Genomic DNA, 18405 nt, shown 5'->3' with positions numbered 1-18405 from the left:
CGCCGGGCTCGCATGGCGGCTGGACCGTGGGTGCGGGCCGTGGGCTGCGTTCCGGAACCCAGCCCACGGCCCGCACCCACGAATTCGTGGGCCTGCGCGGCGGTAGAAATTGGTCATCCGGTTGCTACGCTGTGAAGATGTCAGCGAATTCCGCCGCCGCAGCGGCCCAGATGACGGCAGCCCTTGCCCCCATGGAGCACGGCTCCGTCGTCTCCGAGGTTGCGGAGAGGCTGCTCGCGTACTTCACCAGCGGCGACATCGCGGCGGGGACGCGCCTCCCGGCCGAGCGGCAGTTGGCGGCTTCGCTCGGCGTCGGGCGCTCAGCGGTTCGCGAGGCGTTGGCCGCTTTGGAAATCCTCGGCATCGTCATAGTCCGGCCGGGGTCCGGAACGTACTTGCGCGACGGCGTCTCCGAACTGCTGCCGCGCACACTCAGCTGGGGGCTCATGCTGGGCGAGCCACGCACGCGCGAACTCGTTGAACTCCGCAGTGGCCTGGAGGTCCAGGCGGTCCAGTTGGCCGCGGCCCGCATTACTGACGAGGCATTGGAGCGCATGCGCGCCAACCTCGCCGCGATGGAGGCCGGCTTGGATAACCTCGCGGTTTTCGTCGAGGCCGACGCCGCATTCCATAAGGAAATCGCGTCCGCTTCAGGGAACCAGGTCCTGCAGGAACTCCTGCAGAGCATTAGGTCGCTCTTGCGGATCTGGGTGGACCGGGCGCTGACAGATGAGGGCCATGCCGCCGCCGCGCTCGCCGAGCATCGCGCGATCTTCAAGGCCCTCGAGTCCCGGGATGCCGCGTTGGTGACGGAGGCTATGGTCTCACACATGGGCACGGCGTCTCGCCGCCTGCTCGCGGGCTACGACGCGGCCCAGTAGCTTCGGCGCCCGCGCATGAGACGTGGTGGCGGGATTCGAACCCGCGTGCGCTGCTTTGCAGGCAGCTCCCTGGCCTCTCGGGTACACCACGTGCATCGAGGTTAGGCAGGCGGCGGCGTGCGAACCAATAATGGTTTCGAAGCCTTTCGCCGGGTTGCGCGGCGTTGCTTCAGGTGACCTTCCGCGACAGGGGCGCCGTGCTTGCATTCTCAAATATTGGTCAACCGGTTGACTCGTCGCATGGCCCGCATCACAATTGATCCCGACTACGCTTCATTCCGTCCTCGCTGCAAAGGCCTGCTGTGATCAATGACGAAAACCGCGCCAGGCTGTTTGCCCCATCGGAAATGGTGGAAGCCGCAGCTTGGCGAGCCGAGCTACGCAACGATGAACTCTCGGACATCACGTTCAACGGCATTCCGGTACTTCGCGCCGTTCGCGCAGTGGTCCGCGACCACGATTGGCGCACCCTCGTGCCCACAGTCAGCCGGGTGGCGCAACACGCCCGCGACGGCGGTGTCAGGCTCCAGCTCGGCATCGACTTCGCCGGGTTCGGCACCAGCTACACAGGCGAGCTCGCCGTTCACCTCATGCAGGACAGCGTCAAAGTGACGTTCGACGGCGTCGCTCCCGCAGCCTTCCGCAGCAACCGGATCGGACTCGTGGTGCTGCACCGCCCCGACGACGCCGGCCGCGCGGTGAGCATCGGCAGCCCCGGCGGCGCCAGCACGCCGTCGTTCTTCCCCATGGACATCAGCCCGCACCAACCCTTCATGGACGTTTCTTCCATGGCATGGGAGCGCGACGGAACACGATTCAGGCTCGACTTCCACGGCGACGTCTTCGAGACCGAAGACCAGCGGAATTGGACGGACGCTTCCTTCAAGACGTACAGCACGCCGCTTTCGAAACCGTTTCCGGTTGATGTTTCCGCCGGCGATCGGGTCCACCAGTCGGTGCTCCTGACGGCGATGCCCGGGCCTGTGGCGCCGTCTGTTCGGCAGTCAGAAGGCGTGCTCGCAGTGCTCGACGGCGGCGCAGCCCGGGTGCCTGGGCTTTCCGTTTCGGCTACCCCCGTCTCGGCAACCTCGGCTTCGGCGACAACATCCAAGACCCGTCCCGAGCCTATCCCCGGCTTGGACGCGCTGCTTCTGGAGCTGGCGCCCGGGCCGGACGCGGAACACATACTCCGGCTCGCGACGGCAGAAGCCGCAGATCTGGGCGTTCCGCTGGATGTGCGCCTGTCGGTCGACTCGTCGGATCGCATCGGGGGGCTCCTGGACCTCCTGCCGTTGGACAACGTGGTCCGGCTCGCGGTGTTCGACGCTTTCAGCCACGTCACGGAGCCAAAGCTCTGGGATGAACTCAGGGACGAGGCTCGGCGGCGAGACTTTACGGGCACACTGCTTTCAGGCGCGCGGTCGCACTTCACCGAGCTGAACCGGAATGCGGAACGCCTCGCGGCGGACGCCGACGCCGTGTCTTTCAGCATCACGCCGCAAATGCACGCGACCGAGGTGCCGCACGTCGTCGAGACCCTGCCTATGCAGCGTCTTGTCGCGCTCAATGCCCTTCGTATCGGCTCGGGACGGCCGCTGCACCTCGGGCCGGTGACCCTGAAGGCGCGGTTCAACGCCGTCGCCACCGAGGGCGACGACGCGGCAGCCGAAGCCATGGCCACGGACCCGCTCCAGCCCGAGGCATTCACGGCCGCCTGGCTGTTGGGCAGTATCGCAGCCCTCAGCTTTCCCGGCGTCGAATCAGTCAGCTATTTCGAGGCAGCAGGACCGCGCGGCATTCGCGGACCCGGCGGCTTCACGCCCGCGGGCGAGCTGCTGGCCGCCGTCGCCGCCTTGCGCGGCTGCGAGGTCCTTGACGTGGCGGGCGGGGTGCCCGGCGTCGTGCTGTATCCCGTGCGCGACGGCGGCACAACGGTCCTGTTTGCCGCTAACCTCACTGCCAAGCCGCTGAGCGTCGTCGTCCGGCTGCCGGGCGGCGACAGTACCAACCTTGAATTCGAGCCGTGGACTGCTGTTGTCCCCCGCGTGGACTGAACTGAAAGAGGACCCACAACGAGTAAACGACTGGACGGCAAGACCGCACTTGTCACAGGAGCAGGCTCCGGCATCGGGCTGGCCGTGGCCCAGCGCTTCGTTGCCGAGGGCGCCCGCGTGTACTTCGCCGACATCAACCTGGAAGCCGCCGAGAAGGCTGCTGCTGTCACGGGATCGGTCCCGGCCCGGGCCGTGAGCATGGATATCTCGGACGAAGCCAGCGTGACTGCGGCTTACGCCGCCGTGGCGGAAGGCGGAGCGCTCGACGTGGTGGTGGCCAATGCCGGGGTGCAGCTGTTCGGGCAGGACGCCCGCGTTGGCGAGCTGGATCTGGAGGTTTGGGAGAAGACCGTGTCCATCAATCAGCGCGGAGCCTTCCTCACACTCAAACACGCAGTCCGTGCCATGGAAGGTCGCGGCGGCTCGATCATCTGCACCGGAAGCCCTACGGCGGTGGTTGCTTGTGGGCAGACCTTCACCGCGTATACGAGTTCCAAAGCCGGGGTGCATGGCTTGGCGCGGGTTGTCGCCGCCGACTATGCGGTCGAAGGAATCCGAGTGAATACGGTTGTTCCCGGGTACACCGAGACCCCGCTGGTGCAGACGATCGCGGACGATCCAGTGAGTCGTGCCGGGCTGGTGGACTCCACGATGCTCGGCCGGCCCGGAACCGCGGCCGACGTCGAGGGCATCATGGTGTTCCTCGCCAGCGACGATTCCGCGTACGCCACGGGTGGGCTGTTCACCGTGGACGGCGGCCTGACGGCGCTGTGACGCAGGGCGCCTGCTTACCCCAAGTAACTCGCAGTTGTTGTCGTTTTGAGGCCCCAGAACGACAACAACTGCGAGCCAGTTGGGCTAGAAGATTTCGGTCGTGACGGCGTTCAAGTAGGCCGCGACTTCGGATGGCATGTCGACCGATTCGTTATCGAGAAGCCACTGGACCTGCAACCCGTCCATGAGCGCAATCAATTGCCGTGCGGCTGCGCTAGGCGCGATACCTGGCCGTAGCTTGCCCTCATCCGCCATGTGCGCGAAGCCCTCGGTCATCAAACGGCGTACCCGCTCGTACCGTTCAAGAAAGTACTTGTGGGCAGGGTGTTCGGGGTCGGTGGCTTCCGCGGACAGTACGCAGTACAGCGCCACGAGGCCTGGGATGGTGGTGTTGTGCCGTGTCAGGTCCACCATGGCGTGCAGCAAGTCTGCACCCGTGGCATCCAAGGCCCCGGTGTAGATCGCGGACTCGTCGTCGCGGAAGGTCAGGAGTGCCTCAAGCAAGGCTTCTTTGCTGGGAAAGTGGTGCAGGAGCCCTGCTTGGGTCAGGCCTACTTTGTCCGCTACGTCCTTCAGCGAGCCTGAGCGGTAGCCCGAGGACGAAAAGACGTCGAAGGCGGCCTTCAGGATTTCCTGCCTCCGCGCCTCCGTCTTGGCATAAGTGCCGCGGCGCCCTCGACGCACCGTCTCGGGCTGGGTGCCGCCCGCGGTCTCTTTCATGGATCAACCCTAACAACGTCGATTTTTGAATAAGTCCATCAATTGGTCAACCACTGTGCGCGTCGTCACATTTCATAACGATTCAAAAAATTCATCTAAAACCTAGTGGTCGCTAGGTTTTTGATGTTACGGTCTTTCCCAATGGCCGTCCATGGTGGACGCCACTGATCGTGAAAGGGACCAAAGATGTTCCGATCCAAGCGAATGGCCGCAGTTATTGCGGCTGTTGCCCTGGGGCTCACTGCTTGTGGTGGTGGCGGTGCCGCTGCCCCCCAGGACCAGTCCTCCCAAACCCTGACCCTGGGCGCGCTGCTGGCGCCCAAGACTTTCGCTGCAAACCAGTCCGAGTTCGCCAACCTGTCGCCGTTCTACCAGGCCGTGTACGACACTTTGATTCGGATGAAGCCGGATGGCTCGCTCGTGCCGATGCTGGCCAAAGACTGGAAGTACAACGCGGACAAGACGGTCCTGACGCTCACGCTGCGGGACGACGTCAAATTCAGCGACGGCACCCCCTTCAACGCCGACGCGGCGAAGCAAAACCTTGAACGCTTCAAGGCAGGCACCTCGCCGGACGCACAATTCCTGGCAGCCCTGAAGACTGCTAAGGCCGTGGACGCAACCACCCTGGAACTGACACTGTCCGCCCCGGACCCGGCGTTCCTGAACTACCTGTCCAAGGACGCGTCCTTCATGCAGAGCCCGGCGTCCTTCGGCAACGCGGACATCGCCACCAAGCCCGTCGGCTCCGGCCCCTACGTGCTGGATACCGCAGCCACCGTGACGGGCACGTCCTACAGCTATCACCGCAACCCGAATTACTGGGACAAGGGCCTGGTGCACTACGACAACTTGGTCCTCAACGTCTACGGCGACCAGACCTCCTTGCTGAACGCCATCAAGTCCGGGCAGCTCAACGCAGCCAACACCGCTGACAACAACACGCTCACGGAGATCCAGGCTGCCGGATACAAGGTCAATCCACTCCAGCTCAACTGGGCAGGGCTCATCCTGTTTGACCGGGCTGGTACCACCAACCCCGCGCTCAAGGACGTCCGCGTCCGCCAAGCACTCAACTACGCCTTCGATACCAAGGCGATGCTGCAGTCCATCGGCCAGGGCTATGGCGAGCTGACCACCCAGGTGTTCCCGCCGTCGTCGGCTGCTTATGACAAGTCCCTGGACTCCCGCTATGCCTACAACCCCGCCAAGGCCAAGGAACTGCTCGCTCAGGCCGGCTACGCCAGCGGGTTGACCCTGAAGCTGCCGTCCTCCGCACTCATGGGCAACACCCTCCCGGCGCTGATCACCCAGCAGCTCAAGGACGTCGGCATCACGGCGGAGTTCACGGACACCGGCAACAACTTCATCGCCGACCTGTTGGCGCCGAAGTATGGCGTGAGCTACATGATCCTGGAGCAGCAGTCCGACTGGCAGCTGATCAACATGAAGATCTCCCCGACCGCCCCCTGGAACCCGTACAAGTACGAGGACCCGAAGGTTGACGAGCTGATCAACAAGATCCACGTCGGTTCTACAGATGAGCAGACGGCCGCTGCCAAGGAACTGAACAAGTACATCGTGGAGCAGGCTTGGTTCGCTCCGTGGTACCGCCCGCAGTCCAGCTTCGTCACCGACGCCAAGACCAAGGTTGAGGTCCAGACGGGTAACGCCTACCCGTTCATCTGGTCCTTCTCTCCCGCCTCCTAGCGGACAGCCGCCGGGACCGGACCGCCCGCTCAGTGATAAAACGTGCTCACTGACACAAGCGGTGGCCTGGTCCCGGCGGCCCCAGGAACCTTCCCCTAAGGAACTTTGATGTACCGTTTCGTGCTGCGCCGCCTGCTCTCGGGCGTCCTCCTGCTGTTCGTCATTACAACGGTCGCCTACTTGCTGCTGTATGCGGGCGGCGGCGACATCGCCCGCCGCATTGTGGGCCCCACAGCCAGCCAGGCCCAGGTGACACTGAAAGCCTCCCAGCTAGGCCTGGACCGCCCTCTCGTGGTCCAGTACTGGGATTGGCTCACCCACGCCCTTGCTGGTGACCTTGGACGCTCGTGGTTCAACGGCCAGCTGGTCGCCACCGGCGTCACCAGCCGGGTATCCGTGACCCTCTCCCTGGTGTTGGGCGCCACCATCATCGCCGCGGTGATCTCGGTGGTCATAGCTGTCCTGGCCGCAGTGCGCCGGGGCTGGGTGGACCGTGTGGTCCAGTTCGTGGGCGTTCTGGGCTTCGCGATTCCCGGCTTCCTTATCGCTTTGGGGCTCGTGTCCCTGTTCGCCTTGAACCTCAAGTGGTTCAAGGCCACCGGTTATGTACCGATTACGACGTCGTTCGGCGGCTGGGCGGCCACGGTCACCCTGCCGATCATCGCCCTCTCGATCGGCTGCATCGCCTCAGTGGTCCAGCAGGTCCGGGGATCCTTGATCGATGCCCTCCGCCAGGATTATGTCCGCACGCTCCGGGCCCGAGGCCTCTCCTTCAACCGGGTGGTGTACCGGCACGTGCTCCGTAACGCCGGCGGTCCTGCCCTGGCAGTCCTCGCGGTCCAGTTCATCGGACTGCTCGGCGGTGCCGTGATCGTTGAACAGATCTTCGCCCTGCCCGGCCTCGGGCAGATTGCCGTTGCCGCCACCAGCCAGGGGGACATCCCGGTGGTGATGGGCGTCGTCGTCGCCACCGCCGCCATCGTGGTGATCGTCAACCTCATCATCGACCTCGCCCAAGGCTGGCTCAACCCGAAAGTTCGGCTGTCATGATCGACACTTCCATCGCACTGCCCACACAGGCAGCCAGAGTCTCCTTGTTCCGCAAGCTCCTCACGCACCCCACCGGCGCTGCATCCTTGATTGTCCTTGCGCTCGTGGCGTTGGCCGCGGTGCTGGCACCTGTGCTCGCAACCCACGATCCGAGCCTGGCCAGCCTGCAGTCAGTCCTGGCCAAGTCCGGCCCGGAACACGTGCTGGGTGCGGACAGTGCCGGGCGCGACGTCTTCAGCCGGCTGCTTTTCGCGGGACAGTTCAGCCTGGCCGGCGCACTGTTGGCGCTCGTGGTTGCCGTAGCGATCGGCGTCACCGGCGGGCTGGTTGCCGGATACTACGGCGGCTGGTTCGATTCAGTGTCCTCCTGGCTCACCGGCCTGCTCATGGCGATGCCCGGCATCGTCATCCTGCTGGCCGCACGGGCAGTCGTCGGACCATCGATGTGGTTGTCCATGATGATCTTCGGCGTCCTGCTTTCCCCGGCCTACTTCCGGCTGGTCTACGCGTGCGTGACGGCGGTTCGCAACGAACTGTATGTCGACGCGGCACGGGTCTCCGGGCTCAGCGATTTCCGGATCATCGGCCGCCACATTCTCACCGTGGTGCGCGCGCCCGTCATCATCCAGTCCGCCATGGTCCTTGGCATCGCCATCGCCATCCAGGCCGGCCTGGAATTCCTTGGCCTGGGCGACCTGAACATCCCCACGTGGGGGAGCATGCTCAACGACGGTTTCATCAACCTCTACAAGGCACCCACCCTTGTACTGTGGCCAAGCCTCGTCCTCGGCGTCGTCTGCATCGCCCTGACCCTGCTGGCCAATGCGATGCGCGACGAACTCGAGCGCAGCCGCGGGCCGGTCAAGCGCCGTCGCAAGGGGGCCGCCGTCGTCGATTCCGCAGAAGCTGCCGCCAAGCGCGGCGAGCCTGCCGTGGTGCATCCCGAGGCGCCCGCCGGTGAAGACAACACCATCGGTGAGATCCTCCTGGAGGTCACCGACCTGGGCGTCGGCTACGACCAGCCCGACGGTTCCACCACCCACGTGGTGAACCATGTGGGCCTCACGGTCCGCCGCGGTGAAGTTCATGGTCTGGTGGGCGAGTCCGGCTCGGGCAAGACCCAGACCGCTTTCTCCATCCTCCGGCTCCTGCCGCAAGGCGGACGCGTCACCGGCGGCTCCATCATCTTCGATGGCACGGACCTGGCCCGCCTCTCCGAGAAGGAAATGACGAAGGTCCGCGGCAAGCGCATCGCCTACATCCCCCAGGAACCCATGAGCAACCTGGACGCCGCGTTTACCATCGGCAGCCAGCTTATGGAGCCCATGCGGGTATGCCTCGGTATCTCCAAGGCGGAGGCCCGGAAGCGGGCACTGGCCCTGCTGGCCAAGGTGGGGATTCCGAACCCCGAGCGGACCTTCAACGCCTATCCGCATGAAATCTCCGGAGGCATGGCCCAGCGAGTGCTGATCGCCGGTGCGGTCTCCTGCGAGCCGGACCTGCTCATCGCGGACGAGCCCACCACGGCACTGGACGTCACCGTGCAGGCCGAAGTGCTTGACCTGCTGCGCGAACTCCAGGACGAGCTGAAAATGGGCGTCATCTTGGTGACCCACAACTTCGGTGTCGTCGCCGACCTGTGCGACCGCGTGACCGTGATGCAGACGGGCCGCGTCGTGGAAACCGGGCCCGTCCGGACCATCTTCAAGGACGCCCGCCACCCCTACACCCGGCAGCTGCTGGAAGCGATCCTCGAGGACGCGGCACCGCGTGGCCCCCTCAACACCGGGGGACCGCTGAAGTCGCCCGGGGAACTCACCACCAGCGGCCAGTCCAAGGCATTGAAAGGAGTGACGCCATGACCGAAACACTGCTCGACGTCAGGGACGTCGTCGTCGAATATCCCCTCAAGGGCTTCCGGAAGGAACCGTTCAAGGCCCTCAAGGGCGTCTCCCTGGACATCCGCCCCGGCGAGACCGTGGGTCTTGTCGGGGAGTCGGGCTCCGGCAAGACCACGCTGGGCCGCGCCGTGCTGGGGTTGGCCCCGGTCACCGGGGGAAGCATCAAGTACCGCGGCCAGGAAATCTCCAAAGCAACCCGCGCCCAGCGCAAGGAGCTCAGCCACGAGATCCAGGTGGTGTTCCAGGACCCGTACACCTCGCTCAACCCGTCCATGACCATCGAACAGATCCTCACCGAGCCGCTCACGGTCCGGAAAGTGGAACGCCAGGCGGCCAACAAGCGGGTCGCCGAGCTGCTGGACCAGGTCAGGCTGCCGCACGGCGCTGCCCACCGGCTGCCGCGCGAGTTCTCCGGCGGGCAGCGCCAGCGCATCGCCATCGCCCGGGCCCTGGCACTGGACCCGAAGCTGATCGTGTGCGACGAACCCGTCTCGGCCCTGGACCTCTCCACCCAAGCCACGGTGCTGGACCTCTTCATCGAGATCCAGGAACGCACCGGCGTCGCCTACCTCTTCGTCTCCCACGACCTCGCGGTGGTCCGCCACCTCAGCCACCGAGTGGCCGTGATGTATCACGGCGAAATCGTCGAATGGGGCGACGGCGAGCAAGTCACCGGAGAACCGGAACATCCCTACACCCAGCGACTCTTCATGGCCGCCCCGGTCCCTGACCCGGACCGGCAAGCCCAACGCCGCGCCGATCGCGTGCGCTTGCTGGACATCCAGCACCAGCAGAACGTCCAAGCCGGCGTGGCCTGACGCAACGCAAGCCCCACCTTCAGAACAGCACAGACACACGAAAGGCTAGCCCATGACGCAGCCGCCACTGTCCGCGAGCCCGGAGCTCTCCCCAGCCGCCATGTTTCCCGCCGACTTTGCCTGGGGCGTGGCCACCGCGGCGTACCAGATCGAAGGTGCCGTCAACGAGGGCGGCCGCGGCCAGAGCATCTGGGACACCTTCTCCCACCAGGCGGGCACTACCATCCACGGCGACAACGGGGACATCGCCTGCGACCACTTCCACCGATGGGAAGAGGATCTTGACCTCATGGCTGAGCTGGGCATCCCGTCCTACCGGCTGTCCTTGTCCTGGTCCCGGCTGCAGCCCACCGGCGTTGGTCCGCTCAACCCGGAAGGCGTGCGCTTCTACCGTGAGCTGCTGGAGGGCTGCGCCGCCCGCGGTATCACTCCGTACGTGACGCTCTACCACTGGGACCTGCCGCAAGCGCTGCAGGACGACGGCGGCTGGCCGGCCCGGCACACTGCCTACCGTTTCGGGGAGTACTCCGGACTCGTGGCCGAGGCCCTGGGTGACCTTGCCGAGCACTGGATTACCATCAACGAACCGATGTGCGCGGCCTTCCTTGGCCACTCCTGGGGCATGCAGGCCCCGGGCTTCAAGGACGATCGCCTTGCTGTGCGTGCAGCCCATCACCTGCTCGTGGCCCACGGCCTGGCGCTGGCCGAATTCCGTGCCCGCCGCCCCGAGGCCAAGATGGGCATCACCAACCTCATCGGCAACCTGAACCCGGCCAGCGACTCTGACGCCGATCGCAAAGCCACGGAATACTGGGACGCCATCAGCAACCGGATCTTCCTGGACCCTGTCTACCGAGGCCGCTACGCCGAGTCCACCGTTGCGGTCTATGGCCAGTACGGATTGGCCGCCACGGGCGAGGGTGCCGGACCGGAAGATCTGGTCCAGCCCGGCGACCTGGCCATCATCTCCGCGCCTGGTGACTTTGCCGGCATCAACCACTACACCAACATGCTGGTTTCCGCGGACGAATCAGCCCCGGGAGGGGCGAGCTGGACGCACGTGCAGCCTGCGCCGTCGTCGTTCGGTTGGTCCAATACGCCCGGGGCACTCAAGGCGGTACTCAAGCGGGTAGCCGCGGAGTACACCTCCCTTCCGCTCTACGTCACGGAAAACGGCGTGACGTTCCACGACTACGTGGATCCGAACGGCGAGGTCCGCGACCCCGAACGCATCGACTACCTGCGAGGTTACATTTCCGCAGTGGGCGAGGCGATCGCCGACGGCGTCGACGTCCGCGGCTACTTCGCGTGGTCCTTCATGGACAACTTCGAATGGGCCGAAGGCTACGACAAGCGCTTCGGCTTGGTCTACGTGGACTACGGCACCCAGGCCCGGATCCCCAAGTGGAGCGCGTACTGGTACCGAGACATCATTGCCGCCCAACGCGAAGCCGCCGGGGCCGCGGTCACCGCGGACGCCACCGCATGAGCATCGACACTTCATCAGCTAGTACAGACAAGAAAGCCACCATGGAAACCATCACCGACCAGACCATCGACCAGCGCCTCGAGTCCCTTCTTGCTCGGTTGAGCCTGGAGGAGAAGGTGCGGTTGTTGACAGGCCGGGATTTCTGGACGACGTGGCCGGTGGAGAAGATCGGGCTCCGCCGGATGTTGTTCTCGGACGGGCCCACCGGTGTGCGCGGCGAGGTGTGGGATGAGCGGCAGCCGTCGATGAACTTCCCTTCGGCCACGGCAATCAGTTCTTCCTGGGATCCTGCGATGGCTGACCGTCTGGGGGCGGCGTCGGCGGTGGAGGCGCGCCGCAAGGGAGTCGACGTCGTCCTCGGTCCGACGATCAACCTGCACCGTTCCCCGCTGGGTGGCCGGCATTTCGAGGCGTTCAGCGAGGACCCTGTCCTGACCGCTGAGCTCGCAGCGGCGTATGTCGCCGGGGTGCAGCGCAACGGCGTCGGTGCGACCCCCAAGCATTACGTGGCCAACGATTCGGAGACGGACCGGTTCACGGTGGATGTGAAGGTGGGGGACCGGGCCCTGCGGGAGCTGTATCTGCTGGCGTTCGAGAAGGCGATCGTGGACTCGAAGGCGTGGCTGGTGATGAGCGCGTACAACTCGGTCAACGGCGCCACGGCCACGGAGAACGAGCTCCTGGAATCCCCGCTGAACACCGAGTGGGGTTTCGATGGCGTGGTGATCAGTGACTGGACCGCGGTGCGCAGCGTGGAGAGCGCGAAGCATTCCCAGGATCTGGTGATGCCGGGTCCGGACGGTCCGTGGGGTTCCGCGCTCGTGTTGGCGGTGAAGTGCGGCACGGTTCCGGAGGCTGCGGTTGACCGGAAGGTGCTGCGGATCCTGCAGCTCGCCGCCCGGGTGGGCGCCCTGGAGGGCTTCGAGCCGGTGGCCCCTGAACAGGTTGACGGAGTGCCGGCGGAGCGGGAGGATCCGGTCGCGTTCGCGAGGGAGGCGTCCGTGGCTGGCACGGTGATGGTGAGGAACGACGGCGTGCTGCCGCTGGCTCCTGCCTCCGTCACCAGTGTGGCGGTCATCGGGCACAATGCCCGCCATGCCAGGACCCAGGGCGGCGGGTCCGCGACCGTGGTCCCGGAAAAGATCGTCACCCCGCTGGACGGGATCCGTGCCGCGTTCGGCCCGGAGAACGTCTCCTACAACGTGGGCGCGGTGGTGCAGGAAGGCATTTCCGAACTGCCCCTGGAACAGCTGAGGAACCCGGTCACGGGCGGGCCGGGGCTGCGGGTGCGCTTCTTTGCCTCCACCGGTACCGAACTCTTCGCGGAGGACCGCCGCTCCACCGCGCTGGTCTGGTTCGGCGGGGACGCCCCGATCGCGGAGTCCTCCATGGTCCAGTTCCACACCCACTACACGCCGGAGGAGACCGGCACCATCCGCCTGGGCTTCTCCACCGTGGGGCACGGGCGGATCTTCGTGGACGGGGTCCTGGCGCATGAGGCGTCCATCGAAACCACGGGCACTGACCTGGGCGCTGCGTTCCTGGCCCCGCCCTCCGCCTCCGTCCCGGTCGCGGCGAGGGCCGGTGTTCCGCTGGAAGTGACGGTGGAACTGGACCTCGCCGGGCGCACCGGGTCCCTGTCCAACGCCCTGGCCGTGACCATCGGGCTCGAAGCGGACGACACGGACCCCGAGGCCCTGATCAACGACGCCGTCGCCGCAGCGAAAGCGGCGGAGGTCGCCGTCGTCGTGGTCGGCACGAACTCCCGCGTTGAATCCGAAGGCTACGACCGCACCACCCTGGAGCTGCCGGGTCTGCAGGACCGCCTGGTCGGTGCCGTCGCGGCGGCCAACCCGCGCACCGTGGTGGTGGTGAACTCCGGGTCCCCGGTGCTGCTGCCCTGGCGGAACGAGGTGGCCGCGACCCTCATCGGGTACTTCGGTGGCCAGGAATTCGGCACCGCCCTCGCCGACATCCTGGTTGGCTCGGCCGAGCCAGGCGGCCGGCTTCCGACCACTTGGCCCGCGACCCAGGAGGACGTGCCGGTCATCAACACCACTCCGGACGCGAACGGGGAACTGGCCTACACCGAAGGGATCCACATCGGCTACCGGGCCTGGCTGAAAGCAGGGGCGGAACCGGCCTACGAATTCGGGCACGGACTCGGCTACACCCACTGGACCCTCGACACAGCCGAGGCCCCCGGCACCGCGGTGCCCGGCGCCGTCGTGCCCCTCACGGTGACCCTGAGCAACACCGGCACCCGCGCCGGCAAGCAGGTGGTGCAGGTCTACGCCGAACGGCCCGGCTCGGCCGTGGACCGCCCTGTGCGCTGGCTCGTCGCCTCCGCCCCCGTGTGGGCCGAACCCGGCGAAACCCTCACCGCAACCCTGAATGTGCCCACCCGGCTGCTGGCCTACTGGGACAACGGCTGGACTTACGAAGCCGGTGACTACCGCCTGCGCATCGGCACCTCAGTCAGCGAGCTTCCGCTCGAAACCGTTCTAACCCTGACCGACGCAACCCTTGGAGGCGCTGCATGAACTTCCCTAACCCACTGATTCCGGGCTTCAACCCTGATCCCAGCATCGTCAAGGTCGGCGAGGGCTACTACCTGGCGACCTCCACGTTCGAATACCTCCCCGGCATTCCGATCTACCACAGCACCGACCTGGTCAACTGGGACCGGATCGGCCATGTGGTGGACCGGGAAGGGCAGCTCGACTCAAGGGACGTACCCACCCTTGGCGGCGCTTGGGCACCCACCATCCGTTTCCACGACGGCCTGTTCTACGTCGCTGTCACCGACGCCATGGCGCGGGGGACCCTGGTGTTCACTGCCAAGGATCCTGCCGGCCCGTGGAGCGACGGACTCGTCATCGAGGGCGCCATCGGGATCGACCAGGATCTAGCCTGGGACGAGGACGGCACCGCCTACATGACGTATTCAGGACTCGACACGGTCACCGGGAACATCGGCGAGCACGGCGGCATCCTTCAGGTCCGCGTGGATCTTGAAGCAGGCAGGGCTCTTGAGGAACCCCGCAGCGTGTGGTCCGGCACCGGCCTGATGTTCCCCGAAGCACCGCACCTTTACCGCCATGGCGGCTACTGGTACCTCATGATCGCCGAGGGCGGCACTGAGCGCGGACATAGCGTTAGCATTGCCCGCGGAACGTCGCCGGCCGGTCCGTTCGAGGGCAACCCCTCCAACCCCATCCTGAGTGCCCGAAGCACCGAGCGCCCCATCCAGAACACCGGCCACGGCGACCTCGTGCAGACGCCCGACGGCGGCTGGGCCATGGTGCTGTTGGGCATGCGTCCCAAGGGCATGACCCGGGCCTTCTCCGCCTTGGGCAGGGAAACCTTCATCACTCCGGTCACGTGGGAGGACGGCTGGCCCGTCGTCGAACCGGTCATCCTCCACCCGCGCCCCGGCGGCGGCGAGTTCGAGGACAACTTTGCGGACGCCGAGCTCGACGGCGGCTGGATCGCCGTGCGGCGATTCCCCGGCACGTTCGCCTCCGCCGAAAAGAACCCCGGGCGGCTCACCCTGGTCAGCGACGGCACCGGCCTGGACGATTCCCGGCCTTCCTTCCTGGGGCGCCGCCAGCGCTACCAGGTGGAGACCATCTCCGCGCTGGTGGACACCGGATCTCCCGAGGAACTTGGCACCCATGCCGGGACGGGGAACGCCGGTGGACTCGCCGTCCGTTATGACGAGGCGCACCACTACTCCATCGAACTGAAGGGGACCACCCTCATGGCAAGGGCCCGGATTTCCTCGATCGAACAATGCTGGACGCGACAGGTTCCTCCGGGGCCGCTGGAACTTCGCATCGAAACCCGCCAGCCGGATTCGGGCGTGGGTTTCGGGCACCTGAGCTCGGACACCATCGCCCTCCAGGCGGTCGTCGACGGCGAACTGGTCACCTTGGCCGAACTGGACGGCCGCTACCTCTCGGCGGAAACCGCGGCCTCCTTTACGGGACGGGTTGCCGGCGTCTTCGCGAGCAGCGGCACGGTCACGTTCGACTGGTTCCGTAGTGAAGGCCGCGAACCACAGTAGGAACTCCAGCGCCCGCCCACCCACCGTATTCCGAAAGGCCCTTCGTGACGTCAACCTCCTTGGCACCGCAGCCAGCAGGTCTCCGCCAGACTTCTGTCAGCCGGTTCAGCGCTGAGTACCGGACCGACACCGCCTTCGTTGCCAATCCGCGGCCGCGGCTCAGTTGGGTCGTCGCCACTGAAAGCATGGATTGGCAGCAGATTCGTGCCGAACTGCGGCTGAACCGTGAAGGGACTGTCGAGTCGGCAGTGTACGAAGGCCCTGAATCGGTGCTGGTGGACTGGCCTTTTGCGGCCATCGCCGCCGGGGAACAGGTCGCGGTCGAGGTGCGGGTCTCGGGGAACGACGGCGGCACCACCGCTTGGAGCGAGCCTCTCACCCTGGCGGGCGGTTACCTTGGAGGGCCATGGCAAGCCGAGGCCATCGGCCTGCCCGCCGTCGCCGGAGAGGAAATCCCGCTGGGGCAGCCGGGACAGCTGCGCCACGAATTCACGGTGGGCCCGGGCTTGACCAGGGGTACCCTGTTCGCCACTGCACACGGTGTCTACCAGGCCGAAATCAACGGCTCGGAAGTGGATGACCAGGTGCTGAAACCGGGTTGGACCGCCTATGCGGACCGTCTCAACCACGAAACCACCGACGTCACCTCGCTCCTCCGAGCGGGGGCCAACGCCGTTGGTGTGTGGCTCGCAGGAGGCTGGTACACGGAAAAGTACGGCTTCCACGGCTTCGCTAAACCGTTCTACGGCGTGCAGCCGGCCGTCAAAGTTGAACTGCATCTCGAATACGCCGACGGCACACGTCAAACCGTGGCCAGCGGCCCGGACTGGCGGGGCACCACAGCGGGCGCGCTCGTTTCCAGCGGCATCTACGCGGGGGAAGCCTTCGATGCGCGGCGCCTCGAGGTCGGCTGGTCATCGCCGGGCTTCGACGATTCACACTGGCTTCCCGCTTTCGTGGACTCCGGAGCAGTGGACTTCAAGTCGTGGGCGGAAGCAACTCCCGCCGTAGCGCCTCCGGTCCGTCGGATCGAAGAGATGCCAGTCAGGGAAGTCCTGACCACGCCCTCCGGTGCCACCGTCCTGGACTTCGGCCAGAACCTCGTGGGACGCCTGCGGATCCGGGTCAGCGGCGATGCAGGACATCGGATCACGCTCCGCCACGCTGAGGTCCTGGAGGGTGGTGAACTGTCCCTTCGTCCGCTTCGCCTGGCCTCCGCCACTGACAGCTACACGCTCGCTGGCGGCGGGGAAGAGGAATGGGAGCCCCGCTTCACGTTCCATGGGTTCCGCTACGCCCAAGTAGACAATTGGCCAGGCGAGCTGGACCCGGCGGCGATCACCGCCGTCGTCATCCACAACGACATGCGCCGCACCGGCTGGTTCGAGTGTTCGGACCCGATGTTGAACCGGCTGCACGAGAACGCCCTGTGGGGAATGCGTGGCAACTTCCTGGCGCTGCCCACCGACTGCCCGCAGCGGGACGAGCGGCTTGGCTGGACCGGAGACATCCAGGTATTCAGCCCCACGGCCAGCTACCTGTACGACTCCTTGGGGTTCCTGAGTTCCTGGCTGCAGGATCTCGCCATCGAGCAAAGCCACCGCAACGGCGTGGTGCCTATTGTGGTTCCGGCGGTGCTCGGCATGCTGGAATCGCCGGTAGCCGCCTGGGGCGACGCCGCCACCGTGGTTCCGTGGGTGCTCTATGAACGCTTCGGTGACCGTGGACTGCTGGGAAGGCAGTACCAAAGCATGTGCGATTGGGCCGATGCGTTGCTCCGCGTCCGGGACAGTTCGGGGTTGTGGCAGGGCCAGATGCAGTTGGGCGACTGGTTGGACCCGGCAGCCCCGCCGGACAAGCCCGGCGCCGCCCGCACGCACGGCGACATCGTGGCCAGCGCCTACCTTTTCCGTTCCCTCGAGCTCGCGGCCAAGGCCGCGGCCGTGCTGGGCGCCGACGACGACCACGGCAAATACTCAACCCTCGCCGAAGACGTGCGCAGCGCGTTCCTCTCCGAGTACGTCACGCCCTCCGGCCGCATGGTCTCCGATGCCCAGACAGCCTACTCGCTGGCACTCATGTTCGGGATCTGCACTGATCCCGTCCAGCGCCAGGCACTTGGCCACCGGCTCGCGGAGCTCGCGCGGCTGGGCGGCTACAGGATCGCCACCGGGTTCGTCGGCACGCCGCTCATCGCGGACGCCCTGACAATCACCGGACACATGGATGCTGCCGAGCGCTTGCTCACCCAGACCGAATGCCCGTCCTGGCTTTACCCGGTCACCCAGGGCGCCACCACCATCTGGGAACGCTGGGACTCCATTCTGGAGGACGGCAGCATCAACCCGGGCGAAATGACCTCCTTCAACCACTACGCGCTCGGCGCCATCGCCGACTGGATGCACCGGACGGTTGCGGGCTTGGCCCCGGCGGCGCCCGGTTATCGGAAACAGCACATCGCCCCGCGTCCGCTCCGTAGCCTGCAGCACGCCAGCACCTCACACGAGACGCCTTACGGGCTGGCCAGTGCGGCGTGGAAGCGCTCCGGCGAGCGGATCCGTGTGGAAGCAGTCGTGCCTCCGGGGACCACCGCCGTCGTTTCTTTGCCGGACGGTTCGGAAGAGTTCGAGGTGGGATCCGGTCGGCATGCCTGGACCGTGCCCGACGCCGGGCCTGCCTCGGCTCCCGGTGCCGTGTCCCTGGACTCGCCGCTGTCCGCCATCATGGACGATCCCGAGGCCTACGCGGCAGCCTGGCAGGCCATCGAGGCGCATGATCCGGCCGCGGCCGCCCAATTCCGCAAGGACACGGTCTGGTACCGCCAGACATCACTGAATCAGCGGCTGATCTTCACTCCAGCGCCTATCAAGGAAGACATCGGCTCCGCATTGTCGGCCCTGAACGGCACACGCGCTGCTGTCTCGTCCACGAAACCCTGA

General features: G+C 66.1%; 12 protein-coding genes and 1 tRNA gene. 11 read left to right on the top strand and 2 right to left on the bottom strand.

Annotation, left to right across the window (positions count from 1 at the left end):
* Positions 1-137: 137 nt before the first annotated feature.
* Positions 138-881, top strand: coding sequence for a FadR/GntR family transcriptional regulator (locus ABH924_RS08125; RefSeq protein WP_404497977.1), 744 nt, complete (start codon positions 138-140; stop codon positions 879-881).
* A gap of 20 nt (positions 882-901) precedes the next feature.
* Here ABH924_RS08125 and ABH924_RS08120 read toward each other — a convergent pair.
* Positions 902-972, bottom strand: a tRNA-Cys gene (locus tag ABH924_RS08120).
* A gap of 211 nt (positions 973-1183) precedes the next feature.
* Between ABH924_RS08120 and ABH924_RS08115 the strand changes: the two genes are divergently transcribed.
* Complete coding sequence (locus ABH924_RS08115) at positions 1184-2935, top strand: hypothetical protein (protein WP_404497968.1); 1752 nt, start codon at positions 1184-1186, stop codon at positions 2933-2935.
* Between the two features lie 30 nt (positions 2936-2965).
* Entirely contained in the window at positions 2966-3709 is a 744-nt protein-coding gene (locus tag ABH924_RS08110; RefSeq protein WP_404497976.1) for an SDR family NAD(P)-dependent oxidoreductase, read from the top strand.
* Between the two features lie 84 nt (positions 3710-3793).
* Here the strand turns inward: ABH924_RS08110 and ABH924_RS08105 are convergent, their stop codons facing one another.
* Positions 3794-4429 carry a TetR/AcrR family transcriptional regulator gene (locus ABH924_RS08105; protein ID WP_404497967.1) on the bottom strand — a complete coding sequence of 212 codons (636 nt, stop codon included), beginning with the start codon at positions 4427-4429 and terminating at the stop codon, positions 3794-3796.
* Between the two features lie 186 nt (positions 4430-4615).
* Here ABH924_RS08105 and ABH924_RS08100 point away from each other — a divergent pair, with 186 nt between their 5' ends.
* From ABH924_RS08100 to ABH924_RS08065, 8 genes are all read left to right on the top strand, one after another.
* Positions 4616-6139 carry an ABC transporter substrate-binding protein gene (locus ABH924_RS08100; RefSeq protein WP_404497966.1) on the top strand — a complete coding sequence of 508 codons (1524 nt, stop codon included), beginning with the start codon at positions 4616-4618 and terminating at the stop codon, positions 6137-6139.
* A 108-nt stretch (positions 6140-6247) separates the two neighbouring features.
* Positions 6248-7189 (top strand): ABC transporter permease, encoded by a 942-nt coding sequence (locus tag ABH924_RS08095; protein ID WP_404497965.1) that lies wholly within the window; start codon positions 6248-6250, stop codon positions 7187-7189.
* On the top strand, positions 7186-9051 hold the full coding sequence (locus ABH924_RS08090) for a dipeptide/oligopeptide/nickel ABC transporter permease/ATP-binding protein (RefSeq protein WP_404497964.1): 1866 nt from the start codon (positions 7186-7188) through the stop codon (positions 9049-9051). Before ABH924_RS08095 ends, ABH924_RS08090 begins: the two co-directional genes overlap by 4 nt.
* Positions 9048-9908: an ATP-binding cassette domain-containing protein gene (locus ABH924_RS08085; protein WP_404497963.1), complete on the top strand. Its 861-nt coding sequence runs from the start codon at positions 9048-9050 to the stop codon at positions 9906-9908. The genes ABH924_RS08090 and ABH924_RS08085 overlap by 4 nt, the downstream gene beginning before the upstream one ends.
* Positions 9909-9960: 52 nt before the next feature.
* Positions 9961-11397 (top strand): GH1 family beta-glucosidase, encoded by a 1437-nt coding sequence (locus ABH924_RS08080; RefSeq protein ID WP_404497962.1) that lies wholly within the window; start codon positions 9961-9963, stop codon positions 11395-11397.
* 41 nt (positions 11398-11438) lie between these two features.
* The gene (locus ABH924_RS08075) at positions 11439-13940 is read left to right on the top strand and encodes a beta-glucosidase (protein WP_404497961.1); all 2502 of its coding nucleotides are present in this window, start codon (positions 11439-11441) and stop codon (positions 13938-13940) included.
* On the top strand, positions 13937-15466 hold the full coding sequence (locus tag ABH924_RS08070) for a family 43 glycosylhydrolase (RefSeq protein WP_404497960.1): 1530 nt from the start codon (positions 13937-13939) through the stop codon (positions 15464-15466). The genes ABH924_RS08075 and ABH924_RS08070 overlap by 4 nt, the downstream gene beginning before the upstream one ends.
* Positions 15467-15510: 44 nt before the next feature.
* On the top strand, positions 15511-18405 hold the full coding sequence (locus ABH924_RS08065; RefSeq protein ID WP_404497959.1) for a family 78 glycoside hydrolase catalytic domain: 2895 nt from the start codon (positions 15511-15513) through the stop codon (positions 18403-18405).

Source organism: Arthrobacter sp. GAS37 (assembly GCF_044908325.1).
Taxonomy (GTDB): Bacteria; Actinomycetota; Actinomycetes; order Actinomycetales; family Micrococcaceae; genus Arthrobacter; species Arthrobacter ramosus.
The sequence above is the reverse complement of the archived record's forward strand: the minus strand, read 5'-3'. Positions and strand labels throughout refer to the sequence as shown.